Raw genomic sequence first — 22,291 nt, 5'->3', positions numbered from 1 at the left:
GTCGAAACTGCAGAGACAGCCGCCATCAGGCGGCCGCGCATCATGCGGCTTCGGCTTCCTTCTTGGCTGCCAGGGCAGCCAGGCCACGCGCGAAGCCCGACACCGGAGCCTGCATCATGCCCAGCAACTGGGCCAGCAGAACTTCGCGGCTTGGGATGTTTGCCAACGCGGTCACGGCAGCCTTGTCGAGCTGCTTGCCTGCGTAGTTACCCGCCTTCACAACCAGCTTGTCGTTGGACTTGGCAAAGTCGGCGACGACTTTGGCAGCGGCAACGGCATCTTCCGAGATCGAATAGATCAGCGGACCGGTCAGTTGTGGGGCGAGGTCGGCAAACTGAGTGCCTTCAACGGCGCGACGAGCCAGCGTGTTTTTCAACACGCGCAGGTACACGCCTTGGGCACGCGCTTGTGCGCGCAGTTGCGTCAAGGAACCAACCTGGATGCCACGGTATTCGGCCACGACGATAGTTTGCGCAGTTGCAACCTTTGCGGAAACTTCGGCGACGACGGCCTTCTTGTCATTCAGATTGAGACTCAAGATCAACCTCCAAAAATAGTGCTCGGCCATGACACAGGCGGAGATGCCTGCTTGCCTTACACCGGTTCGAACACGGCGTCCGAGGTTTAGGAGTTCATTGCAGCATAGTGCGAAGAAAATGCGGCCTGAGACTACAAAACTTGTTCGGGTTCACCATCTGCGCTGGGTCGATTGCATTCGCATGCGCTCTGTTTAACTTCTTCCGGCAATCCAGCCCGGCGTCCGCCCAACGGTCTTTGATTGCCTGCAGCGGCCAGACTTCAACCGCTACAGCCCAAAGATGCGCCCCGCTCCCTGACGGAAACGGGGACTTGATTCCTTCTTAAGCAGCCAGGGAAGCCTGGTCAACGCGCACGCCGGCGCCCATGGTGGACGACAGAGCGATCTTGCGCAGGTAGATACCCTTGCTGCTGGCCGGCTTGGCCTTGTTCAGCGCATCGATCAGGGCCAGCAGGTTGGCCTTCAGATCGGCGTCGGAGAACGACTTGCGGCCGATAGTGGCGTGGATGATGCCAGCCTTGTCGGTACGGTATTGCACTTGACCAGCCTTGGCGTTCTTGACGGCGGTGGCGACGTCCGGGGTCACGGTGCCGACCTTCGGGTTCGGCATCAGGCCGCGCGGGCCCAGGATCTGGCCCAGGGTACCGACGATACGCATGGTGTCGGGCGAAGCGATCACGATGTCGAACGGCATGTCGCCGGCCTTCACGCGCTCTGCCAGATCTTCCATGCCGACCACGTCAGCGCCGGCGGCCTTGGCGGCCTCAGCCTTGTCGCCCGAGGCGAACACGGCCACGCGCACGGTCTTGCCGGTGCCGGCAGGCAGAACGACGGAACCGCGAACGACCTGGTCCGACTTCTTGGCGTCCACGCCCAGCTGGACGGAAACGTCGATCGATTCATTGAATTTCGCCGTGGCGAATTCCTTGATCAGGGAAACGGCGTTATCGAACGGATAAGCCTTGGTGCGATCGATCTTGTCCTTGATCGCCTTGACGCGCTTGGATACCTTAGCCATTACAGACCCTCCACCGTGATGCCCATCGAACGTGCGGAACCAGCGATGGTACGCACTGCAGCTTCCAGATCAGCAGCGGTCAGATCCGGCTTCTTCTGGGTTGCGATCTCTTCCGCTTGCTTGCGGGTGATCTTGCCGACCTTGTCGGTGTGCGGCTTGGCCGAACCCTTCTGGATACCGGCAGCCTTCTTGATCAGGATGGTCGCCGGCGGCGTCTTCATCACGAAAGTGAAGGACTTGTCCGCGAAGGCGGTGATCACGACCGGAATCGGCAGGCCCGGCTCGACGCCTTGCGTCTGCGCGTTGAACGCCTTGCAGAATTCCATGATGTTCAGACCGCGCTGACCCAGCGCCGGACCGATCGGGGGGGAGGGGTTTGCTTTACCAGCTGGCACTTGCAGCTTGATAAAACCGATAATCTTCTTTGCCATGACGGCTCCTGTGTTGATTGAGTTTTAGCGCCTGTTCATTCGCCTTGCGGCTCTTTACTGTGGCTCCTCGGCTTGCCGGATTGGCCGAACGGGGATACCCGTGCGACGCGCTCCTGCGGGCGCTTGTTCTGTTTTGCGGAGAGTGAGATTCCGGGAAGGGATCAGACTTTTTCCAGCTGGCCGAATTCGAGCTCGACCGGGGTGGCGCGACCGAAGATGGTGACCGATACGCGCACGCGCGATTTTTCGTAGTTCACTTCTTCGACGTTGCCGTTGAAATCGGTGAACGGGCCTTCCTTGATGCGCACCATTTCGCCGACTTCGTACAGCACCTTCGGACGCGGCTTTTCGACGCCCTCTTGCATCTGCTGCATGATCTTGTCGACTTCATGCGGGGGAATCGGCGTCGGACGGTTCGACTTGCCGCCGATGAAACCGGTGACCTTGCTAGTGTTCTTGACCAGGTGCCAGGTTTCGTCGGTCATTTCCATTTCGACCAGCACATAACCCGGGAAGAAGCGGCGCTCGGTCACCGACTTGTGACCGTTCTTCATGTCGACGACTTCCTCGGTCGGCACCAGGATCTGGCCGAACTGCTCTTGCATGCCGGCGCGGGTGATGCGCTCGGTCAGCGCACGCTGGACGCTCTTTTCCATGCCGGAATACGCATGCACCACGTACCAGCGCTTTTTTCCGGCGCCTGAAACGCTTTGCGCACCAATCGGTGCGCTGTCTTGTGTGCTATCGCTCATGTTATTTCCAGCCCAAAATTACGTCGTACAACAGGAATTCGAGCAACTTGTCCGTACCCCAGAGGAAGATCGCCATGACCAATACGAAGGCGAAGACCACTGCGGTCATCTGCATCGCTTCCTTGCGGGTGGGCCAGACGACTTTCTTGGTTTCGCGAACCGATTCCTTGGCGAAACCGACGAAGCCGCGGCCTTGCGCAGAGGTCCAGGCAAATGCAATCGCCACCAGCAGACCGGCGACCAGGGCGAGAGCACGCACCGGAGTCGACTGGTCAGACAACACAAAAAAACCGACCACACCTGCGACGACGGCAACGATTGCCAAGGCAATCTTGATCTTGTCGTTGGAGGTATTGACGGTTTGAACAGGCTGGCTAGACATTATTTACTTTCAGTACCCTGCACCTGATTCGGTGGCAGGGGCGGAGGGCATCGAACCCCCAACCTTCGGTTTTGGAGACCGACGCTCTGCCAATTGAGCTACGCCCCTACAAAAACTCTCGATTGAGACACGAATGCCGCGATGCGAAATTCGCAGCGCGGCAAGGTGTTTTACAGCTTGATCTTAGTCGAAGATCTTGGCGACGACGCCGGCGCCGACGGTACGACCGCCTTCACGGATAGCGAAACGCAGGCCTTCTTCCATCGCGATCGGGTTGATCAGTTGCACGGTGATCGACACGTTGTCGCCCGGCATGACCATTTCCTTGTCCTTCGGCAGTTCGATCGCGCCGGTCACGTCCGTGGTACGGAAGTAGAACTGCGGACGGTAGTTGTTGAAGAACGGGGTGTGACGGCCGCCTTCGTCCTTCGACAGGACATAGATCTCGCCGGTGAAGTGCTTGTGCGGCTTGATCGAACCCGGCTTGGCCAACACCTGGCCACGCTCCACGTCTTCACGCTTGGTGCCGCGCAGCAGCACGCCGACGTTGTCGCCAGCTTGACCCTGGTCCAGCAGCTTGCGGAACATTTCCACGCCGGTGCAGGTGGTCTTCTGGGTGTCGCGGATACCGACGATTTCGATTTCTTCGCCAACCTTGACGATGCCGCGCTCGACACGACCGGTCACCACGGTGCCGCGGCCCGAGATCGAGAACACGTCTTCCACCGGCATCAGGAAGGTACCGTCAACGGCACGTTCCGGCGTCGGAATGTAGCTGTCCAGCGCTTCGGCCAACGCCATGATCGCCTGCTCGCCCAGCGGACCCGTGTCGCCTTCCAGCGCCAGCTTGGCCGAACCCTTCACGATTGGCAGGTCGTCGCCCGGGAACTCGTACTTCGACAGCAGTTCGCGCACTTCCATTTCCACCAGCTCCAGCAGCTCGGCGTCGTCCACCATGTCGGCCTTGTTCAGGAACACGATGATGTAAGGAACGCCAACCTGGCGCGACAGCAGGATGTGTTCGCGCGTCTGCGGCATCGGGCCGTCTGCGGCCGAGCACACCAGGATCGCGCCGTCCATCTGCGCTGCACCGGTAATCATGTTCTTGACGTAGTCGGCGTGGCCGGGGCAGTCAACGTGCGCGTAGTGGCGGTTTGCAGTTTCGTATTCGACGTGCGCGGTGTTGATCGTGATGCCGCGCGCCTTTTCTTCCGGTGCCGCGTCGATCTGGTCATATGCCTTCGCTTCGCCGCCGAACTTCTTCGACAGGACGGTCGCAATCGCTGCGGTCAGCGTGGTCTTGCCGTGGTCAACGTGGCCAATCGTGCCCACGTTCACGTGCGGCTTGGTCCGCTCAAACTTGCCTTTTGCCATTTTAGACTCCTAACTATTTGATGAGAATGTCCAGGCAACACGCCCGACGATTGCTGACTTGCCTCAGCGAAACGACTCAAGAAACTGGTGCCCTTGACGTGGATTGAACACGTGGCCTCTCCCTTACCAAGGGAGTGCTCTACCACTGAGCTACAAGGGCATTTTTGCCAATTGCACAACTACCAAACATGCAACCGGACCAAAACTTGGAGCGGGTGAAGGGAATCGAACCCTCGTCTTAAGCTTGGAAGGCTTCAGCTCTACCATTGAGCTACACCCGCGAGGAAACAACTTTCACTTCACTGCCGCCGAATCTTTCGTTCGACTTTCCCGACTAAATGGTGGAGAGGGCTGGATTCGAACCAGCGTACTCGTAAGAGGGCAGATTTACAGTCTGCTGCCATTAACCACTCGGCCACCTCTCCGCGCAGGGAACTCAAAACTATAGTGGAACACTTTTCGATTGTCAACTAAAAGAAGAGCCGGAGCATGCTTTTTATTGACTTGGCGAGAGTTGCTCTCAGGAATGACGCGACGACGTTTTTTCGAATCTTCAGGCTTTTCTTGTCTGCGACTCAACCGGCTTTTCATTCCAGGGCGCAATTCTAGGCAACATCAGCATTCCAGGCAAGGCAAGAACGAAGCAAATGACAAAAAAAGTCAGCCAGCCCGTTTCTGCCACCACATACCCGACCGAGGAATTGACGAAAGTGCGCGGCACCGCCATCAGGCTGGTGAACAGGGCGAACTGCGTGGCCGTGTAGCGGGGGTCGGTTTCCCGCATGATGTAGGCGACGAAAGCCGTGGTGCCCAATCCCACGCCGAAAGCCTCCAGGCCGATCACCGCGGCCAGCGTCGGCAGGCTCGCGCCGACATGCGCCAGCCAGGCAAAGCCGAGGATGGGGATCGCCTGCAGCACGCCGAACACCCATAACGCGCGATTGATGCCCAGCTTTACCATCCAGACGCCGCCGATGATGCCGCCCGCCACACTGGCCCACAGGCTGGTGGTCTTGGAGACCACGCCGATCTCGGTCATCGAGAAGCCGAGGTCGATATAGAACTTGGTGGCCAGCGCCGTGGCCATGCTGTCGCCCAGCTTGTAGAAGAAGATAAAGCCCAGCACCCATGCCGCACTGCGCCAGCCGCCGCGCGCAATGAATTCGCGGAACGGCAGCACCACCGCCTCGTAGAGGCTCTTGGGCGGCACGCCATACATCTTGGGTTCCTTGACCAGCAACGAGCAGAGCAGCCCCGGCAGCATGAAGGCGGCGGTGATCCAGAACACGCTGGCCCAGGGCATGCGGTCGGCCAGCACCAGCGACAGCGCGCCCGGCACCATGCCCGACAGCTTGTAGGCGTTGACATGGATGGCGCTGCCCAGGCCGAGTTCATCATCAGGCAGGATTTCGCGCCGGAAGGCATCGATGGCGATGTCCTGGCTGGCCGAGAGGAAGGCCACCACCGAGGCCATGAAGGCGATCGTCGGCACCTGGGTCAGCGGATCGAGCATTCCCATGCAACCGATGCCCAGGAACAGCAACAGTTGGGTAAAGAACATCCAGCCGCGTCGGCGCCCCATCTTGCCGAAGTGGAAGCGGTCCATCAGCGGCGACCAGACGAATTTCCACGTATACGGAAACATCACCAGCGCGAACAGGCCGAGCGTTTTGACATTCAGGCCCGACTTCGCCAGCCATGCCTGCAACAGACTCAGCAGGATGAACAGCGGCAGGCCGGAGGTGAAACCGAGGAAGACGCAGATAAGCATGCGCCGGTTCAGGTATTGGCGCCAAATGGCGTCAGGTGCTGTCATAGGCGAGAGTCTGGTGAAAGGGGAAATGAAAAACGCCGGCGAACCGGCGTTTGCGACACGGGATGGCGCTGCCTTGCGCCAGCCTACTTCTTGCGCAACCTGAACACGGCGACGCTGCCGCGCCAGTTGGGCAGATAACGCACCGGCTTGCCATCCTTGAGCGCCACGCATTCCAGCACTTCCAGCCCGACCGCGTTGGCCAGCGCCTCGAAATCCCTGATCGTGGCGCAGCGCAGGTTCGGCGTATCATACCACTGGTATGGCAGCGTCTTGGACACCGGCATGCGCCCGCGCAACAGCGCCACGCGGTGCGGCCAGTACGCGAAATTGGGGAAGGAAACCGTGGCCTCGCGCCCCACCCGCGCGATCTCGCGCAGCGTACCTTCCACATCCTTGACCATCTGCAATGCCGACAGGCACAGCACGGTATCGAAGGCATTGTCCTCGAACATCGCCAGCCCGCCGTTCAAGTCCTGCTGGATGACCGAGACATTGCGCGCCACGCACTTGGGAATCTGCTCGTCGTCGATCTCCACGCCATAGCCCACGCACTGCTTGTCGCTTTGCAGGTAGTCCAGCATCACGCCATCGCCGCAGCCCAGATCCAGCACGTTGGATTGCTCGCGCACCCAGTGGGCGATGAACGCCAGGTCCGGGCGCAGCCCGCTCAATTCGTTGAAAGTCATGCGCGGCCCTCCTGCGCCAGTTCGTTCCAGATGCTTTGGTAGTACTCGCGCACCACCTTCATATAGCGCGCATCGTCCAGCAGGAAAGCGTCGTGCCCATGCGGCGCGTCGATTTCCGCATACGACACGCGGCGCTTGTTGGCCACCAGCGCCTGCACCATCTCGCGGCTGCGTTCCGGGGAAAAGCGCCAGTCGGTGGTAAACGACACCAGCAGGAACTTGGCCTGGGTGCGGCTGAAGGCCTTGGCCAGGTCGCCGCCGCCGAACTCGCGCGCGGGATCGAAATAGTCGAGCGCCTTGGTGATCAGCAGGTAGGTGTTGGCATCGAAGTAGGTAGAAAACTTGTCGCCTTGGTAGCGCAGGTAGGACTCGATCTCGAAATCGATGCCATAGCCGAACTGATAACTGCCCGAGCGCAGGTCACGGCCGAATTTCTCGGCCATGTCATCGTCCGACAGATAGGTGATGTGCCCTACCATGCGCGCCACGCGCAGGCCGTTCTTGGGCACCACGCCGTGCGCATAGAAATCGCCGCCGTGGAATTGCGGATCGGTCAGGATGGCCTGGCGCGCGACATCGTTGAAAGCGATGTTCTGCGCCGACAGCTTGGGGGTGGACGCGATCACCAGGCAATGGCGCAGGCGCTCCGGATACATCAGGCTCCAGGCCAATGCCTGCATGCCGCCCAGCGAGCCGCCCATGACGGCGGCGAACTGCGCGATGCCGAGGCGGTCGGCCAGCAGTGCCTGGGCGTTGACCCAGTCTTCCACCGTGACCACCGGGAAATCGGCGCCATAAGGCTTGCCGGTGGCCGGGTTGGCATGCATCGGCCCGGTCGAGCCGAAACAGGAGCCCAGGTTGTTGACGCCGATGACGAAGAACTTGTCGGTATCGAGCGCTTTGCCGGGGCCCACCATGTTGTCCCACCAGCCGACATTGTCGGGATCGTCGGCATACACGCCGGCGACGTGGTGCGAAGCGTTGAGCGCATGGCACACCAGCACGGCGTTGGATTTGTCCGCATTGAGCGTGCCGTAGGTTTCATAGGTCAGCGAATAATCCGCCAGCGCCGCGCCCCCTTGCAGCGGGAGCGGCTCGGCGAAATGCATGACCTGGGGCGATACGATTCCAATCGACATGATGATTCGGCGTGAGTGGCAAGGCGTCCCGCCAGGCACGCGCATCGCATGCCGGCATGGGACGATCGCTTCGCTTCAGCGAAGGTTTTCCACCTGCTTCCGGGCAAACCCGGAGCAAACCCAGGGCAAAATCGGGGCCGCATCGGGGCAACAAAAAAGCCCGGAAGCATCGCTTGCGGGCTCGTCTTGGGGAGAACTGCTGACTCCAAGCTCGCTTTAGCCGCATTTATATGGGAACAATCTCCCGGCGCCCGCAAGCTGAGGTTGGTTAAACCATTCAAATCGGCGCAGTGGCATAAGAATACCCAAGTCGGGCAGGCGCGTCAAACCGGCGCACTGCGCCGGAAATAAACAAGGCCGCCCGCAGGCGGCCTTGCCGAACGCGCCGGATGGCCGATCAACGGCGGCGCGCGGTCTTGGCTTCCCGGATCTCGGGTTCGGCCGACAACGCCTGCAGCTGCGTCATGGCCGAAGCGATCGCGGCCGGTTCGGTGGCGCGGATGACCTTCTTGACTTGCGGTTCCAGCAAGCGCAAGTCGCTGTTGAGGATTTCGTTCTTCACCGACAGCAGTTGCGAGGGATGCATGGAAAACTCCAGCAAACCCATGCCCAGCAACAGGCGCGTCCACTTGACGTCGCCCGCCATTTCGCCGCACACCGAGACCGGGATGCCGGCCTTGCGGCCCTGCGCGATCACCGTGGAGAGCAGGAACAGCACCGCCGGATGCAGCGGATCGTAGAGATGCGCCACTTCATGGTCGACGCGGTCGATCGCCAGCGTGTACTGGATCAGGTCGTTGGTGCCGATCGACAGAAAGTCGAGGCGCTTGACGAACATCGGCAAGGCCAGCGCGGCAGCGGGAATCTCGATCATGGCGCCGACCGGGATGTCCTCGTCGAACTTCTGCTTGCGCTCGCGCAGTTGCTGCTTGGCCTGCTCGATCATGCCCAGCGACTGGTCGATCTCGAAGGCATGCGCCATCATCGGAATCAGCAGCTTGATCGGACCGAAAGCCGATGCGCGCAGGATCGCGCGCAACTGCGTGAGGAACATCTGCGGCTCGGACAGGCAATAGCGGATCGCGCGCAAACCCAATGCCGGGTTGAGCGCAGTCTGCTCGTCCTCGTCCAGCGGCTTGTCGGCGCCCACGTCCAGCGTGCGGATCGTCACCGGCCGCCCCTTCATGGCGATGACCGCCTGCCTGTAGGACTCGAACTGCTCGTCCTCGGACGGGAATTTTTCCAGATAGCCGGCGCGCCCCATGAACATGAATTCGGAACGGAACAGGCCGATGCCCATCGCGCCGGCCTCCCATGCCGTTGCGGCGTCGGCGGGAAGCTCGATGTTGGCCAGCAAGGCAATCGGCTCGCCGTCCTGGGTGATGGCCGGCGTCTTCTTCAGCCGCATCAGCTTCTTGCGCTCGCGCAGCATGCGCTCCTGGCGCGCGCGGTACTGCGCCAGCACCAGCGGCGACGGGTCGACGATCACCACGCCGGCATCGCCGTCGATGATCAGCAGGTCATCGTGCTTGACCAGCACCGAAGCGTTGTGCATGCCGACGGCGGCCGGGATGTCCAGGCTGCGCGCGACAATGGCGGTGTGCGAATTGGGGCCGCCGAGGTCGGTCACGAAACCGGCGAAGGCGCCGTCGCGGAACTGCAGCATGTCGGCCGGCGAGATGTCGTGCGCCACCACGATGATGTTGGGCGCGGTATCGCCGTCGGTGGGCGGCAAGTGGATGGCGCTGCCGGTGAGCACTTTCAGGATCCGTTCGCCGACCTGCTGGATATCGGCCTTGCGCTCGCGCAGGTAGGGATCTTCGATCTCGTCGAATTGCGCCGAGAGTTCGTCGATCTGCGTCACCAGCGCCCATTCGGCGTTGTAGTAGCGGTGGCGGATGATGTTCTGCGGCACCTCCAGCAGCATCGGGTCCGACAGGATCAGCGAGTGCACGTCGATGAACGCGCCGAGCTCGGCCGGCGCGTCCTTGGGCAACTCGCTGCGAATGGTGTGCAGTTCCTGGTGCACCGCCTTGATCGCGCTCTTCAAGCGTTCGACCTCGGCCTCGACCTGTTCGTCGGCAATCAGGTAATGCTGGACGTCCAGCGCGGCCGGCGCCAGCAGATGCGCGCGTCCGATGGCGATGCCTTGCGACACCGCGATTCCATGTAAGCTGAATGATGCCATCGCGTTATCTCCTGCTTCGTTTTTTATATTCCGCCGTATTGTCGTTCGCGGTAGCCTGAAGAAAGTTACCGAACAAACCACGGTTTGGCAATCACGGCCATCGAAAGGATGAACGAGGCCAGGCGGAGAACAGGAAAACGGACAACCTTGTCGAACCGGATATCAGTGCAGGCGCCAGCGCTGCTGCGGCGCAGCGCAAGACTGCGGACAACGCCTGTTGCGATGGCGCTTACTGGCCTTCGCCGAATTTGTCGTTGATCAGCGCCTCCAGCGCGACCAGGCATTCCTGCTCGTCCTCGCCGTTGGTTTCCAGCGTAATCACACTGCCCTTGCCGGCGGCCAGCATCATGACGCCCATGATGGACTTGGCATTGATGCGGCGCTTGTTGAAGGCCATCCACACTTCGCATTTGTACTTGCTGGCAAGCTGGGTGAATTTGGCGGAGGCACGCGCATGCAAGCCAAGTTTATTGACGATTTCGAGTTCTTTTTGAATCATTTGTCAGCTTTCGTTTTTATGGTCCTGCGTCCGCTGCGCGGCATGCGCCGGCATCAGGCCGAGGTCGCCACGCGGATGCGGTTATCCACCCGCACCGCGCCATTCTGCCCTCCCGCCAGGGCCATTTCGACCACCACGTCGAGCGTATCGTTGCGGTAAGTCAAGGCGCGCAGCAGCATGGGCAAGCTGATGCCCGCAATCACCGAGACGTTTTCCAGGCCGCACAAGAAGCCCGTACAGTTGGACGGCGTGCCGCCCATCACATCGGTGATCACCAATACGCCGCTGCCGTCATCGAGGCGCTTGACCGCCTCGATCGCCAGGTTTTGCACTTCGGCCGGGTTCTGGTCGGCGATCACGTCGATCGCTTCCACCCGCTCGGGCTTGCCGCGGAATACGTGGGTCGCCGCGTCCAGAAAAGCTTGCCCCAGCGGGGCGTGCGTCACAAGAAGAATACCAACCATGGAATTGTTGCCATCGAATGCGACGCGCTTTTCTCCGAGCAGCCCGTCATGCTCCATCGTCCCCATTTAACCTCCGACTGCCGTTTCCAGCGCATCGACGAACATCGCCGCCACATCGAAACCGGTCTGCTGGGTAATTTCCTGGAAGCAGGTCGGACTGGTCACGTTGATTTCCGTCAAATAGTCGCCGATTACATCCAATCCTACCAGCAACAGTCCGCGCTGATACAGGATGGGCGCCAGCGCCTCGCCGATTTCCAGGTCGCGCGCCGATGCCGGCTGCGCCACCCCCAGGCCGCCTGCGGCCAGGTTGCCGCGCACTTCGCTGCCTTGCGGGATGCGCGCCAGCACATTGGGCACCACCTTGCCGCCGATCAGCAAAATACGCTTGTCGCCTGCGCTGATCTGAGCAATGAAACGCTGCGCCATGATCGTGCGTTGACCGTTGTCGGTCAGCGTCTCGATGATCGAGCCCAGGTTCATCGCATCGGCCTTGACGCGGAAGATGCCCATGCCGCCCATGCCGTCCAGCGGCTTGAGGATCACGTCCTGGTGCTCGGCGTGGAAGTCGCGCAGGCGCTTGGCGTCGCGCGTGACCAGCGTGGGCGCGGTGTATTGCGGAAACTGGGCGATCGCCAGTTTCTCGTTATGGCTGCGGATCGCCTCGGGCTTGTTGAACACGCGCGCGCCTTGCTTCTCGGCCAATTCGAGCAGGTAGGTCGTGTAGATATATTCCATGTCGAACGGCGGATCCTTGCGCACCACCACCGCATCGAACTCCGGCAGGAACACCGACGCCGGCTTGTCGGCGCGATACCAATCCTCGGCCTCGCCGGTCAGCGCAATCCTGGCGGCGCTGGCGGTCACCAGGCCGCTCTCCAGCACCAGGTCGCCCTGCTCGAAGGCGTAGATCGCATGGCCGCGGCGAGCAGCCTCGCGCATCATGGCGAAAGTGGAATCCTTGTACGTCTTGAACGTATCGAGCGGATCGGCGAGAAAAGCGATTTTCATATTGCTGGCGTCCTGTTGGGCTTGGCTGGATCGTACGAATGTGCGTGGCGATGCCGGTCAATATACTTCCGGGTTGGGATCGGTCTTTTCCATTTCCAGCGAGGCCGCCAGCAGCGCCAGCCGCGCCACCACGCCATACATATAGAAACGGTTGGGGGCGGTGGTGCCTGGCTTGGCATGCATGTCCGGCAAGGCATGCTGCTGGGCGAAGGCCAGCGGCACGAAATGCGCGCCGGGGGCGTTCAGGTTCTCATTGACGCCGCGGTCGGCATGCACGCGGTAGAAACCGCCCACCACATAGCGGTCGATCATGTAGACCACCGGCTCGGCCACCGCTTCATTGATGCGCTCGAAGGAATGCACGCCTTCCTGGATGATCACTTCGGACACTTCCAGGCCTTCCTTGCCCACCAGCATTTTGGTGCGTTGCTTGCGGTTGAGGTCCTTGACCTCGCTGGCGTCCTTGACGGCGATGATGCCCATGCCATAGGTGCCGGCATTGGCCTTGATGAAGACGAAGGGCTGTTCCTTGATGCCGTATTCCTTGTACTTCTTGCGGATCTTCGACAACAGGCTCGATACGCTGTCGGCCAGCGCATCGGTGCCGGTGTTTTCCTGGAAATCGATGTCGCCGCACTTGGCGAACAAGGGATTGAGCATCCAGGGGTCGACCTCGACCATCTTGGCGAATTTCTTGACCACCTCATCGTAGGCGGCGAAGTGGTTGCTCTTGCGGCGCATGGCCCAGCCGGCATGCAGCGGCGGCAGCACGCTTTGCTCATGCAAGCCTTCCAGCACCGAGGGAATGCCGATCGACAGGTCATTGTTGAGCAGCACGGTACAGGGATCGAAGTTCTTCAACCCCAAGCGGCGGCCGTTGGCCGAACGTTCCAGCGGCTCCAGCGTGATGCTGGTGCCGTCCGGCAAGGCGATTTCCTTGGGCTTGGCAATCTCCGGCGCCAGCGTACCCAGGCGCACATTGAGCCCGGTCTGGCGGAAGATCTGCATCAGCCGGGCGATGTTTTGCAGATAGAAGGTATTGCCGGTATGGCTTTCCGGGATCAGCAACAGGTTGCGTGCGTCGGGGCAATATTTTTCGATCGCCGCCATCGCCGCCTGCACGGCCAGCGGCAGCATTTCCGGCGACAGGTTGTTGAAGCCGCCCGGGAACAGGTTGGTGTCCACCGGCGCCAGCTTGAAACCGGCGTTGCGCAGGTCGACCGAGCAATAGAAGGGCGGCGTGTGCTCTTGCCACTCCATGCGGAACCAGCGTTCGATGGCCGGCGTGGCGCCCAGGATTTTCTTCTCCAGCTCCAACAAAGGGCCATTCAGAGCGGTGACAAGATGCGGGACCATATAAGACCTTAACGATTTGTAAATGCCGGCAGCAAATGCTGATTTTAGCGGATTCCTGAAGTCGTGTTGCGACGCCGCAGGATGGCCTTGCCAGATCGCCATCCTTCGTTGCGGGAAACCATTTGCCTCAATCGCCTCGCTGCGCAGCGGAGGTTCGGGTTGTCTACATGGCGGCCATTGGGCTCTTTTTAAAGAGCCCGAGTCAAATACTCGGGAATTATATTTGCCGAAAAACAATAAAAAAGGCGCTCCGGAGAGCGCCCTTGAAAGGGACCGTTGCCGGCCCCGAAGGAATACAACTTGAATTCGACTTAGTGGTAGGCCGACTCGCCGTGGCTGGAGATGTCCAGACCTTCGCGCTCTTCCTCTTCGGTCACGCGCAGGCCGATCACCACGTCGACGATCTTGTAGGCGATGAAGGACACCACGCCGGACAGGATCAGGGTAGTCAGCACGCCCTGGAACTGGATCCAGACCTGGCCGCTGATCGAGTAGTCCGGGGACACCGCGTTGGCAACGTAGTCATAGATGCCGGTGCCGCCCAGGCTCGGCGCTGCGAACACGCCGGTCAGGATGGCGCCCAGGATGCCGCCCACGCCGTGCACGCCGAACACATCCAGCGCATCGTCGGAACCCAGCAGCTTCTTGAGGCCGGTGACGCCCCACAGGCACAGCAGGCCGGCGACCAGGCCCAGCACCACGGCGCCGATCACGCCCACGAAACCGGCGGCCGGCGTAACGGCCACCAGGCCGGCGACGGCGCCCGAGGCTGCACCCAGCATCGAAGGCTTGCCTTTGCCGATCCATTCGCCGAAGCTCCAGGACAGGACAGCGGCGGCCGTTGCCAGGATGGTGTTGATGAAGGCCAGCGCGGCGCCGCCGTTGGCTTCCAGGCCGGAACCCGCGTTGAAGCCGAACCAGCCGAACCACAGCAGCGAGGCGCCGACCATGGTCAGGGTCAGGCTATGCGGCTTGAAGGCTTCCTTGCCGAAACCGACGCGCTTGCCGATCACATAGGAACCGACCAGGCCCGCGACCGCAGCGTTGATGTGCACCACGGTGCCGCCGGCGTAGTCCAGCGCGCCCTTCTGGAACAGCCAGCCCGAGACGGCGGTCGCCTTTTCAGCGGCAGCGGCATCGGTAAAGGCGTCCGGACCGGGCCAGAACCAGACCATGTGGGCCATCGGCAGGTACGAGAAGGTGAACCACAGGATCGAGAACAGGATCACGGCGGAGAACTTCACGCGCTCGGCGAAGGAGCCGATGATCAGCGCCACGGTAATGGCCGCGAACGCGCCCTGGAAGGCCACGAACACCAGTTCGGGGATCACCACGCCCTTGCTGAAGGTGCCGGTGTTCGAGTCGCCGGTCAGGCCATGCAGGAACAGGCGATCGAAGCCGCCGAAGAACGCGCTGCCCTCGGTGAACGCGATGCTGTAGCCGTAGACGAACCACAAGATGTAGATCAGCGAGAAGATGACGAAGCACTGCATCAGCACCGACAGCATGTTCTTGCTGCGGACCAGGCCGCCATAGAACAGGCCCAGGCCGGGCAGGGTCATCAGGATCACGAACGCGGTGCAGACCAGCATCCATGCGGTGTCGCCCTTGTTGGGCACCGGCGCCGGCGCGGCGGCGGCTGCAGCCGGCGCGGCCGGAGCGGCAGCCGCAGGTGCGGCGTCAGCCTTGGGCGCTTCGGCGGCTGCGGCCGGAGCGGCAGCGGTCGCGGCGGCGGCTTCAGGCTTGGGCGCATCCTGCGCCTGGGCCGGGGCGGTAAATCCTACCGCCAACAGCAAAGCGCCAATTGCCAGGGCGCTGGAAAACATTTTTTTCATGCTCATTCGAATTCCCCTTTGTTTTACAGAGCGTCTTTGCCGGTTTCGCCGGTACGGATGCGGATCACATCCAGCAAATCCTGCACGAAGATCTTGCCGTCGCCGATCTTGCCGGTGCGGGCGGCCGTCTCGATGGCCTCCAGCGCGCGTTCGACGATGGCATCGTCCACTGCCGCTTCGATCTTGGTCTTGGGCAGGAAATCGACCACATACTCGGCGCCCCGGTACAGCTCGGTATGGCCTTTCTGGCGGCCGAAGCCCTTGACTTCGGTCACGGTGATGCCCTGCACCCCGATCGCGGAGAGGGCTTCACGCACCTCGTCCAGCTTGAAGGGTTTGATGATCGCTGTGATCAGTTTCATACGCACCTCTTGTTAGAAAGTTTTGCTGAGGGAAAAGACGACACCGTTCTTGCCAACGTTTTTGAGGCCGTCCGAAGCCGGGGTAGTCGCAAAGCCATCCGTCAGGTCGGTACCGACATAAGCCACACCCAAGGTGATGCCGGCCAGATCGTCGAACGTCTTGGACAGGCCGATCTTCCAGTCGGTGTAACTGGCCTGGCTGGGGTTGCCGCGCACATTCTGATGGCCGACATGCAGACCCAGCATGATGCCGTAGAAGGTTTCGATGTTGGCGCCCAGATCATAGTACTGGCTGTACTTGCTGTTGACCGCGCCGAACAGGTTGGTCAGCGATTGCGAATACTTGAAGTAGCCCGGACCGTAACCGATCTGGCCATACAGTTCGAAGGTGTTGGCGTTTTTCGCGATGTCCGCGTAATTGTTGCCCGGATAGTAGTAATACAGGCCGCCGACGTCATAGGTGAAACCGCCGCCGATATCGCCGCGCTTGCCGCCGTAGATGTCCCATTCGACATCGCCCTTGCCGCCGCTGCCCTTGGCCATGTCGACGCCATCCTTGATCCACTTGATGTTGGTCAGCCAGGTGCCGGCATACAGGCCGGTCGGGTTATGGGTATAGTCTGCGCCGACTTGCAATGCCGGATCGAAGCGCGTCTGGGTCAGGCCACGATAGCGGTAATCGCTCACCACGGCGGCATTGAAGCTGAATTCGTTGTCTGGCTTGGCGTCTTCCGCGCGGGCCATGGTAGTAACAAACGATGCTGCGATGGCTGTTGCAAGAATCAGTTTCTTCATGACTTCCCTCTGGATTGTTGTTGAACAATAAAAATCGTTTCTTGTGTTTTGCCAAGGCCATGTAGCAGGAGCCGTGCCAAGTCCTTTCGGCACGGCGAACTCGGCTTTCCCAGAGAAAGAAGGCTTTCCTCCCGATTTTTTTGTAGATAAAGACCAAAATAGTGCGCACAAAGGACAAAAGCACAGTGTTGGTGCGATATTGATTTCCTTTTGACAAACTTCTTCACTATCGGCAAACACTTTTTTGGTGCGCAGCGTCCGACAAGCCATGAGGATCACCAAGTCGGATCACTTTTTCCCTTCAGGATGCTTTCACCGCCCGGCCAGGCATGTCTCCGCGATGGCGCTTGTCCGCGCATCCAGCGCCGACGGTTTATGCATGGCCAGGAAACGGCTAAACTTGACGCCACAACAACCTGCCAAGGAGATCCGTCATGGACAAGCCCCAATTCTTTGAAGACCTGCAATCCAAACTCAACAAGGCGATCGAAAACTCTCCGGCCAAGGACCTCGAAAAGAACGTCAAGGCCATGCTGAGCCAGGGTTTTGCCAAGCTGGACCTGGTCACGCGCGAGGAATTCGACGTCCAGGCCCAGGTGCTGGCCAAGACCCGCGCCCGCCTGGAAGCGCTGGAAGCGCGTGTTGCCGAGCTTGAAGCCCAGCAAAAACAAACCCCATGACGCCGACGACAGCCGCCCCTCCTTTTCCCTCGCCCGCCGCCATTCACCCCAAGGACTGCCCAGGTTCGCCGCGATGAGCCTGGCCGTCCTTCGCAGCCGCGCCCTGGCCGGCATGCGCGCCTCGCCGGTCACGGTCGAGGTGCACTTGGCCAATGGATTGCCTTCCTTCACCATCGTCGGCCTGCCCGAGGCTGAAGTAAAGGAAGCCAAGGATCGCGTACGCGCCGCGCTGCAAAACGCGCGCTTCGAGTTCCCGGCCCGCCGCATCACCGTCAACCTGGCCCCGGCCGACCTGCCCAAGGAATCCGGCCGCTTCGACCTGCCCATCGCGCTGGGCATCCTGGCCGCTTCCGGCCAAGTGCCGGGCGACAGCTTCGACCGATATGAATTCGCGGGAGAACTCTCGCTATCGGGCGAGCTGCGGCCGATCCGCGGCGCCCTGGCCATGACTTACGCCATGCACCACGCCGGCGGCGATGCCTCATCTCGGCGCGCTTTCATCTTGCCGGCTGCCAATGCCGATGAAGCCGCCCTGGTGATGGATGCCACCATCCTGCCGGCGCGCTCGTTGCTGGATGTCTGCGCGCATTTCTCCTCCCGCGACGAACAGCACCGGCTGGCGCGGCATCGCGCCGCCGCCCACAACCCGCGCCCGGGCAACTGGCCCGATTTCAGCGACGTCAAAGGCCAGTTGCAGGCCAAGCGCGCGCTGGAAATCGCCGCCGCCGGCGGCCACAGCCTGCTGCTGGTAGGCCCGCCCGGCACCGGGAAATCGATGCTGGCGGCACGCTTTCCCGGCATCCTGCCGCCCATGAGCGATGAACAGGCGCTGGAAGCGGCCGCGGTCCAATCGCTGGGCGCCGGCTTCAACGTTTCACGCTGGAAGCAGCGCCCTTATCGCGCGCCGCATCACACCGCCTCGGCCGTGGCGCTGGTAGGCGGCGGCAGCACGCCGCGTCCGGGGGAGATTTCGCTGGCCCACCATGGGGTGTTGTTCCTCGACGAGCTGCCCGAGTACAGCCGGCATGTGCTGGAAGTCTTGCGCGAGCCGATGGAGTCCGGGAGCATCACCATTTCCCGCGCCGCGCGCCAGGCCGAGTTTCCGGCGCGCTTTCAGTTGCTGGCGGCGATGAACCCTTGCCCGTGCGGCTATTTCGGTCATGAGAGCGGCAAATGCCGCTGCACGCCGGATGCCATCGCGCGCTACCAGGGGCGCCTGTCCGGCCCGCTGCTCGACCGCATCGATCTGCAGGTATTGGTCGGCGCCCTGGCGCCGCACGAACTGGCGGCCGCAGCGGCAGGAGAACCTTCCAGCGCCATCGCCGCACGCACCGCGCTGGCGCTGGATCGGCAGCAACAGCGCCAGAACAAGCCCAACAGCCGGCTCGCGCCCCAGGAGATCGACCAACATTGCCGGCCGGAACAAGCCGGCGACGAGCTGCTGTACGCCGCCATGGCAAGGCTGAACTGGTCAGCCCGCGCCTATCACCGCGTGCTCAAGGTGGCCCGCACCATCGCCGACCTGGCGGGCGCGCCGCAAGTCCTGCAGCCGCACGTCGCGGAAGCCATCCAGTATCGGCGTGCGCTGAACAACAACTAGCACGCATTGCACCGCTGGCTCGGCAACGGAGCCTCCCGCCGATCAGCGCGCCGGCAACACGCGCCGCGCCACCGACCACAGGACCAGCAGGAAGGCCAGCAATCCCAGCCACTGCCCAATGCCGTCGAAAACGTCGGCCGCCAACGCCAGCGGCGCGTCCTTGCCTGTGAAGCCGATCAGCGCCGCCAGCAGCACCCCCACCAGGCTCTCGCCCACGATCAGCCCCGACGCCACCAGGATGCCACGCTGGCGCGGCCGCTCCGCATAGTCGTCGAACTCCTGGCCAGCCGCGGCGGCGCGCTGCCGCAAGCGTCCATCGATGAGCCATCCCAGCACCGCGCCGAAGAACAGCGCCATGCTCACCGTCGGCGGCAAATAGATGCCGATGCCGACCGCCAATACCGGCAGGCGCGCCACGCCGCCGCGGCGCGCCAGCAACCAGTCCGCCGCGATCAGGACGACGCCCAGCGCCACGCCGATCACCAGCATGGTCCAGTTCAGTTCGCGGGTGAAGATGCCGGTGGCGATGGCCGTCATCAGCGTGGCCTGCGGCGCCGCCAGGGCCTGCGCCGCATCCATGCCTTCGCGCGGTAGCGCGCCGGTGAAACCGTAGGCGTTATAGAGCAGGTTCAGCACCGGCGGGATGACGGCTGCGCCCACCGCGCAACCGACCAGCAGCGCCACCTGCTGGCGCCAGGGGGTGGCGCCGACCAGTTGGCCGGTCTTGAGGTCCTGCAGGTTGTCGTTGGCGATCGCCGCTACCGCGATGATGGCGGCGGTGACGAACAATGCGATGGCAATGGCCAGCTTGCCGCCCTGCGGCGTGGCCAGCAATGGGTCGACCGCGCCCGAGGCCAGCAGCAGCAAGGACACCAGGATCACCGCGACGATGCCGATGCCGGAAATCGGGCTGGAGGACGAACCGATCAGGCCCGCCATGTAGCCGCAGGCGGCCGCCACCAAGAACCCGAAGATGAAGGCGAACGCCACGGCATACGCGATCAGCCCGGCGAACAATGCCAACGACACCGGCGCCTCCGACAGGAACGAAGCAAACACCACCGCAAGCAGGGCGATCATGGCCAGGCTGATGGCAATGATCCAGGCCGGCGACATATCCTGGTCGGTCCGGTCGCCGCTGCCCTGCTCGCGCCGCGACAGGGTCGACAGCGATACCTTCACCCCCTCCAGCATCGGTTTGAACAGCGTCGCCAGCGTCCACACCGCCGACACCCCGATCATGCCCGCGCCCATGAAGCGCACCTGGCTGCTCCAGATGCCGCTGGCGAAAGCCGACACGGCGGTGCCGGCGTCGCGCGGCGTGACCGCGGTCAGGTAAGGCACGGCGATGCCCCAGGCGATCACCAGGCCGATCAGGATGGCGACGCCGGAGACGATGCCGATCATGTAACCCGCCCCCACCAGCGCCAGCGAGAATCCCACCGGCAAGCGCAGCACCGACGCTCCGGCCGAGAACCACAGGTTCATGTTCTCGGCGAATACCTTCAAGCCGCTGGCCGCTAGGCTGAAACCCGCCGACAGCACGCCGCCGAACAGGATGTCGCGCAGGCCCCGCCGGGTCTGCTCGCCGCCCCCGGCGTCGGCGCTGCCCACGCGCAGGATCTCGGCCGCCGCCACGCCTTCGGGATACGGCAACCCGCTTTGCACCACCATCACGCGGCGCAGCGGGATCGAGAACATCACGCCCAGCATGCCGCCGGCGGCGCAGATGCCCAGCGTCTGCCAGAACGGAAAACCGTGCCAGTGCCCCATCATCACCAACCCGGGCAGGATGAAGATGATGGCCGACAGCGTGCCCGCGGCCGACGCCTGGGTCTGCACCATGTTGTTTTCAAGGATGTTGGCGCCGCTGAAAAAGCGCAGCACGGCCATCGAGATCACCGCGGCGGGAATCGCCGAAGAAAAGGTCAAGCCGACCTTGAGCCCGAGATAGACGTTCGATGCCGTAAACACCACCGTGATCAGCGCCCCCAGCACCATGCCGCGCAAGGTCAGTTCGGGCAGGCCGGTTCCGTTGTGATGATGCATGTCGCGCTCCCTTATCGGTTGGAATGGATTCTTATACCGCAAGAACCGGCCCGCCGCAGTCAGACAAATCTGATTTTTCACGGTGATCCATGCGCCCGATCCGGGGCCGCCAGAACAGCGATGGCGTTTTGCTATGATTCCCCTCCCAGCCATCACCTCATGCACAACCATGCGCAGCTCCCCCCTCGCGCAACGCGCCTGCGCGCTGCTTGCCTTTTCGCTATCGATCCTGCCCGCGCTGGCGCAGGACGATGTCAACAAGGCCCTCACCCCATATGCGTCCGATGTCAGGAAAGCGCTGGCGCCGCTACCGGGCGAGTCCACACGTCCCGGCCTGGACATCAACGACAGTGAAAGCGCCGCCTGCCGCGGCTTGCGTTTGCAGATCGAACGCGCCCGCAGCGCCCCTGCGCCGCAATACGACGTTTACCCCGAAGCGCCGCTGCGCGACGGCCGGCGCGACGCCAACGCCCCCATCCCGGGCGGCGCCACCATATCGACCTCACGCACAACCTTCCTCAAACCCGGCGGCAGCGACCATGGCCAACTCGGCCAACTGGAAACCCGCTACATCAATGAATGCCGCTGATGGGCAAACTGCGCAAAACAATTCTGCTGCCGGTATTGGCAGCCGCGATAGCGCTCGTCGCCTGCTCGCCCAAATACAACTGGCGTGAAAGCAGCGACAACGGCGCGCACTTCGTGGTACTGCTGCCCGGCAAACCCGCCAGCGCGACGCGCACGATCGATCTCGACGGCCCCAAGGTCGAGATGAGCATGATCGCCGCCGACATCGACGGCACCACCTTCGCTGTCGGCACCGCCGAACTGGCCGACAACGCCGCCGCCGACCGCGCGCTGGATGCGATGGGCGCCGCCCTGCTCAACAATATCGGCGGCAAGGCCACCGACAGGCCTCCCCTGCCGGGCCAGACGGCAGGCTTCTCGCGCACGCTGGAACTGGATGCGCAAGGCACGGCGCGCGGCCGCCCGCTGCGGCTGGTGGCGCGCCTGGCATCGAAGGACAGGCGCATCTACCAGGTGCTGATCCTGGGCGAGCCCAAGGCCGTCACGGAAGAAAATATTGAAACCTTTTTCGCCTCTTTCAAACCAATATGACGCAAAACGGCGTGCATCCTGTCTGTCGGACAGGTAATGACAAAAGACCAAGCCGGGTAGTATTCTAGGAACCGATCCGGACAAGCACAGAAATGCCGGCGCAGTCCGCAGCGCATTTCCCGATGGCCCGGCGCTGGCTGGCAGCACGCCTGGCCACCCGATAAAAATCGTTTCAAATCAAAGACTTCAGAGGAAAT

The 22,291-nt window shown here is 62.2% G+C and carries 22 protein-coding genes and 4 tRNA genes; 4 read left to right on the top strand and 22 right to left on the bottom strand.

The genetic code is table 11. From position 1 onward, the window contains the following. Window positions 1–40: 40 nt before the first annotated feature. The 21 genes from rplJ to FB598_RS19060 all read right to left on the bottom strand — a co-directional run bounded on the left by rplJ (window position 41) and on the right by FB598_RS19060 (window position 16,646). Entirely contained in the window at window positions 41–538 is a 498-nt protein-coding gene (rplJ, locus tag FB598_RS19160) for a 50S ribosomal protein L10 (RefSeq protein WP_141917763.1), read from the bottom strand. Window positions 539–860: 322 nt separating this feature from the next. Then, window positions 861–1,556: a 50S ribosomal protein L1 gene (rplA, locus tag FB598_RS19155; protein WP_141917760.1), complete on the bottom strand. Its 696-nt coding sequence runs from the start codon at window positions 1,554–1,556 to the stop codon at window positions 861–863. After that, window positions 1,556–1,987, bottom strand: a complete 432-nt coding sequence (gene rplK, locus FB598_RS19150; protein ID WP_007875265.1) for a 50S ribosomal protein L11 — start codon at window positions 1,985–1,987, stop codon at window positions 1,556–1,558. The genes rplA and rplK overlap by 1 nt, the downstream gene beginning before the upstream one ends. Before the next feature lie 161 nt (window positions 1,988–2,148). After that, complete coding sequence (gene nusG, locus FB598_RS19145; RefSeq protein ID WP_141917758.1) at window positions 2,149–2,739, bottom strand: transcription termination/antitermination protein NusG; 591 nt, start codon at window positions 2,737–2,739, stop codon at window positions 2,149–2,151. A gap of 1 nt (window position 2,740) precedes the next feature. Continuing rightward, complete coding sequence (secE, locus tag FB598_RS19140; protein ID WP_050470338.1) at window positions 2,741–3,121, bottom strand: preprotein translocase subunit SecE; 381 nt, start codon at window positions 3,119–3,121, stop codon at window positions 2,741–2,743. A gap of 32 nt (window positions 3,122–3,153) precedes the next feature. Beyond that, a tRNA-Trp gene (locus FB598_RS19135) sits at window positions 3,154–3,229 on the bottom strand. 75 nt (window positions 3,230–3,304) lie between these two features. Continuing rightward, window positions 3,305–4,495, bottom strand: coding sequence for an elongation factor Tu (tuf, locus tag FB598_RS19130; protein WP_141917755.1), 1,191 nt, complete (start codon window positions 4,493–4,495; stop codon window positions 3,305–3,307). 85 nt (window positions 4,496–4,580) lie between these two features. Beyond that, a tRNA-Thr gene (locus FB598_RS19125) sits at window positions 4,581–4,655 on the bottom strand. A 47-nt stretch (window positions 4,656–4,702) separates the two neighbouring features. Next, window positions 4,703–4,776: transfer RNA gene (locus FB598_RS19120), tRNA-Gly, on the bottom strand. A gap of 58 nt (window positions 4,777–4,834) precedes the next feature. Further along, a tRNA-Tyr gene (locus FB598_RS19115) sits at window positions 4,835–4,920 on the bottom strand. 128 nt (window positions 4,921–5,048) lie between these two features. Further along, window positions 5,049–6,311 (bottom strand): AmpG family muropeptide MFS transporter, encoded by a 1,263-nt coding sequence (locus tag FB598_RS19110; RefSeq protein WP_141917753.1) that lies wholly within the window; start codon window positions 6,309–6,311, stop codon window positions 5,049–5,051. Window positions 6,312–6,394: 83 nt separating this feature from the next. Further along, window positions 6,395–6,997 carry a methionine biosynthesis protein MetW gene (gene metW, locus FB598_RS19105; RefSeq protein ID WP_141917751.1) on the bottom strand — a complete coding sequence of 201 codons (603 nt, stop codon included), beginning with the start codon at window positions 6,995–6,997 and terminating at the stop codon, window positions 6,395–6,397. After that, window positions 6,994–8,136 (bottom strand): homoserine O-acetyltransferase, encoded by a 1,143-nt coding sequence (locus FB598_RS19100; protein ID WP_141917748.1) that lies wholly within the window; start codon window positions 8,134–8,136, stop codon window positions 6,994–6,996. Before FB598_RS19100 ends, metW begins: the two co-directional genes overlap by 4 nt. A 397-nt stretch (window positions 8,137–8,533) precedes the next feature. Continuing rightward, window positions 8,534–10,324, bottom strand: a complete 1,791-nt coding sequence (gene ptsP, locus FB598_RS19095; RefSeq protein ID WP_141917746.1) for a phosphoenolpyruvate--protein phosphotransferase — start codon at window positions 10,322–10,324, stop codon at window positions 8,534–8,536. Between the two features lie 229 nt (window positions 10,325–10,553). Next, complete coding sequence (locus FB598_RS19090; protein WP_141917743.1) at window positions 10,554–10,823, bottom strand: HPr family phosphocarrier protein; 270 nt, start codon at window positions 10,821–10,823, stop codon at window positions 10,554–10,556. Between the two features lie 53 nt (window positions 10,824–10,876). After that, the gene (locus FB598_RS19085) at window positions 10,877–11,287 is read right to left on the bottom strand and encodes a PTS sugar transporter subunit IIA (protein ID WP_183405891.1); all 411 of its coding nucleotides are present in this window, start codon (window positions 11,285–11,287) and stop codon (window positions 10,877–10,879) included. A 66-nt stretch (window positions 11,288–11,353) separates the two neighbouring features. Beyond that, entirely contained in the window at window positions 11,354–12,298 is a 945-nt protein-coding gene (gene gshB, locus FB598_RS19080; RefSeq protein WP_141917738.1) for a glutathione synthase, read from the bottom strand. A gap of 57 nt (window positions 12,299–12,355) precedes the next feature. Continuing rightward, entirely contained in the window at window positions 12,356–13,654 is a 1,299-nt protein-coding gene (gshA, locus tag FB598_RS19075) for a glutamate--cysteine ligase (protein WP_141917735.1), read from the bottom strand. A gap of 311 nt (window positions 13,655–13,965) precedes the next feature. Beyond that, window positions 13,966–15,495, bottom strand: coding sequence for an ammonium transporter (locus FB598_RS19070; RefSeq protein ID WP_141917733.1), 1,530 nt, complete (start codon window positions 15,493–15,495; stop codon window positions 13,966–13,968). Window positions 15,496–15,512: 17 nt separating this feature from the next. Then, window positions 15,513–15,851 carry a P-II family nitrogen regulator gene (locus FB598_RS19065; protein WP_006713297.1) on the bottom strand — a complete coding sequence of 113 codons (339 nt, stop codon included), beginning with the start codon at window positions 15,849–15,851 and terminating at the stop codon, window positions 15,513–15,515. A gap of 12 nt (window positions 15,852–15,863) precedes the next feature. Continuing rightward, window positions 15,864–16,646: a TorF family putative porin gene (locus FB598_RS19060; RefSeq protein WP_141917730.1), complete on the bottom strand. Its 783-nt coding sequence runs from the start codon at window positions 16,644–16,646 to the stop codon at window positions 15,864–15,866. A 434-nt stretch (window positions 16,647–17,080) separates the two neighbouring features. Here FB598_RS19060 and FB598_RS19055 point away from each other — a divergent pair, with 434 nt between their 5' ends. Together FB598_RS19055 and FB598_RS19050 are read left to right on the top strand one after the other, a co-directional pair. Beyond that, entirely contained in the window at window positions 17,081–17,326 is a 246-nt protein-coding gene (locus tag FB598_RS19055) for an accessory factor UbiK family protein (protein WP_141917728.1), read from the top strand. Between the two features lie 73 nt (window positions 17,327–17,399). Continuing rightward, window positions 17,400–18,926 (top strand): YifB family Mg chelatase-like AAA ATPase, encoded by a 1,527-nt coding sequence (locus FB598_RS19050; RefSeq protein WP_141917725.1) that lies wholly within the window; start codon window positions 17,400–17,402, stop codon window positions 18,924–18,926. 42 nt (window positions 18,927–18,968) lie between these two features. Here the strand turns inward: FB598_RS19050 and FB598_RS19045 are convergent, their stop codons facing one another. Beyond that, the gene (locus FB598_RS19045) at window positions 18,969–20,975 is read right to left on the bottom strand and encodes an OPT family oligopeptide transporter (protein ID WP_141917722.1); all 2,007 of its coding nucleotides are present in this window, start codon (window positions 20,973–20,975) and stop codon (window positions 18,969–18,971) included. A gap of 169 nt (window positions 20,976–21,144) precedes the next feature. On the opposite strand from FB598_RS19045, the gene FB598_RS19040 reads away from it, so the two are divergent. Together FB598_RS19040 and FB598_RS19035 are read left to right on the top strand one after the other, a co-directional pair. Then, window positions 21,145–21,564: a hypothetical protein gene (locus FB598_RS19040; RefSeq protein WP_141917720.1), complete on the top strand. Its 420-nt coding sequence runs from the start codon at window positions 21,145–21,147 to the stop codon at window positions 21,562–21,564. Next, window positions 21,564–22,094, top strand: a complete 531-nt coding sequence (locus FB598_RS19035) for a hypothetical protein (RefSeq protein ID WP_141917717.1) — start codon at window positions 21,564–21,566, stop codon at window positions 22,092–22,094. Before FB598_RS19040 ends, FB598_RS19035 begins: the two co-directional genes overlap by 1 nt. Window positions 22,095–22,291: the final 197 nt, after the last annotated feature.

The organism is Herbaspirillum sp. SJZ106 (assembly GCF_006715495.1).
Taxonomy (GTDB): Bacteria; Pseudomonadota; Gammaproteobacteria; order Burkholderiales; family Burkholderiaceae_D; genus Herbaspirillum.
Note: the sequence above shows the minus strand (reverse complement) of the source record. Positions and strands in the feature narration are given on the sequence as shown.

Coding starts and splice junctions, on each gene's coding strand:
- rplA (WP_141917760.1), bottom strand. CDS start 1,556: ATGGCTAAGGTATCCAAGCGCGTCAAGGCGATCAAGGACAAGATCGAT.
- rplK (WP_007875265.1), bottom strand. CDS start 1,987: ATGGCAAAGAAGATTATCGGTTTTATCAAGCTGCAAGTGCCAGCTGGT.
- nusG (WP_141917758.1), bottom strand. CDS start 2,739: ATGAGCGATAGCACACAAGACAGCGCACCGATTGGTGCGCAAAGCGTT.
- secE (WP_050470338.1), bottom strand. CDS start 3,121: ATGTCTAGCCAGCCTGTTCAAACCGTCAATACCTCCAACGACAAGATC.
- tuf (WP_141917755.1), bottom strand. CDS start 4,495: ATGGCAAAAGGCAAGTTTGAGCGGACCAAGCCGCACGTGAACGTGGGC.
- FB598_RS19110 (WP_141917753.1), bottom strand. CDS start 6,311: ATGACAGCACCTGACGCCATTTGGCGCCAATACCTGAACCGGCGCATG.
- metW (WP_141917751.1), bottom strand. CDS start 6,997: ATGACTTTCAACGAATTGAGCGGGCTGCGCCCGGACCTGGCGTTCATC.
- FB598_RS19100 (WP_141917748.1), bottom strand. CDS start 8,136: ATGTCGATTGGAATCGTATCGCCCCAGGTCATGCATTTCGCCGAGCCG.
- ptsP (WP_141917746.1), bottom strand. CDS start 10,324: ATGGCATCATTCAGCTTACATGGAATCGCGGTGTCGCAAGGCATCGCC.
- FB598_RS19090 (WP_141917743.1), bottom strand. CDS start 10,823: ATGATTCAAAAAGAACTCGAAATCGTCAATAAACTTGGCTTGCATGCG.
- FB598_RS19085 (WP_183405891.1), bottom strand. CDS start 11,287: ATGGTTGGTATTCTTCTTGTGACGCACGCCCCGCTGGGGCAAGCTTTT.
- gshB (WP_141917738.1), bottom strand. CDS start 12,298: ATGAAAATCGCTTTTCTCGCCGATCCGCTCGATACGTTCAAGACGTAC.
- gshA (WP_141917735.1), bottom strand. CDS start 13,654: ATGGTCCCGCATCTTGTCACCGCTCTGAATGGCCCTTTGTTGGAGCTG.
- FB598_RS19070 (WP_141917733.1), bottom strand. CDS start 15,495: ATGAGCATGAAAAAAATGTTTTCCAGCGCCCTGGCAATTGGCGCTTTG.
- FB598_RS19065 (WP_006713297.1), bottom strand. CDS start 15,851: ATGAAACTGATCACAGCGATCATCAAACCCTTCAAGCTGGACGAGGTG.
- FB598_RS19060 (WP_141917730.1), bottom strand. CDS start 16,646: ATGAAGAAACTGATTCTTGCAACAGCCATCGCAGCATCGTTTGTTACT.
- FB598_RS19055 (WP_141917728.1), top strand. CDS start 17,081: ATGGACAAGCCCCAATTCTTTGAAGACCTGCAATCCAAACTCAACAAG.
- FB598_RS19050 (WP_141917725.1), top strand. CDS start 17,400: ATGAGCCTGGCCGTCCTTCGCAGCCGCGCCCTGGCCGGCATGCGCGCC.
- FB598_RS19045 (WP_141917722.1), bottom strand. CDS start 20,975: ATGCATCATCACAACGGAACCGGCCTGCCCGAACTGACCTTGCGCGGC.
- FB598_RS19040 (WP_141917720.1), top strand. CDS start 21,145: ATGCGCAGCTCCCCCCTCGCGCAACGCGCCTGCGCGCTGCTTGCCTTT.
- FB598_RS19035 (WP_141917717.1), top strand. CDS start 21,564: ATGGGCAAACTGCGCAAAACAATTCTGCTGCCGGTATTGGCAGCCGCG.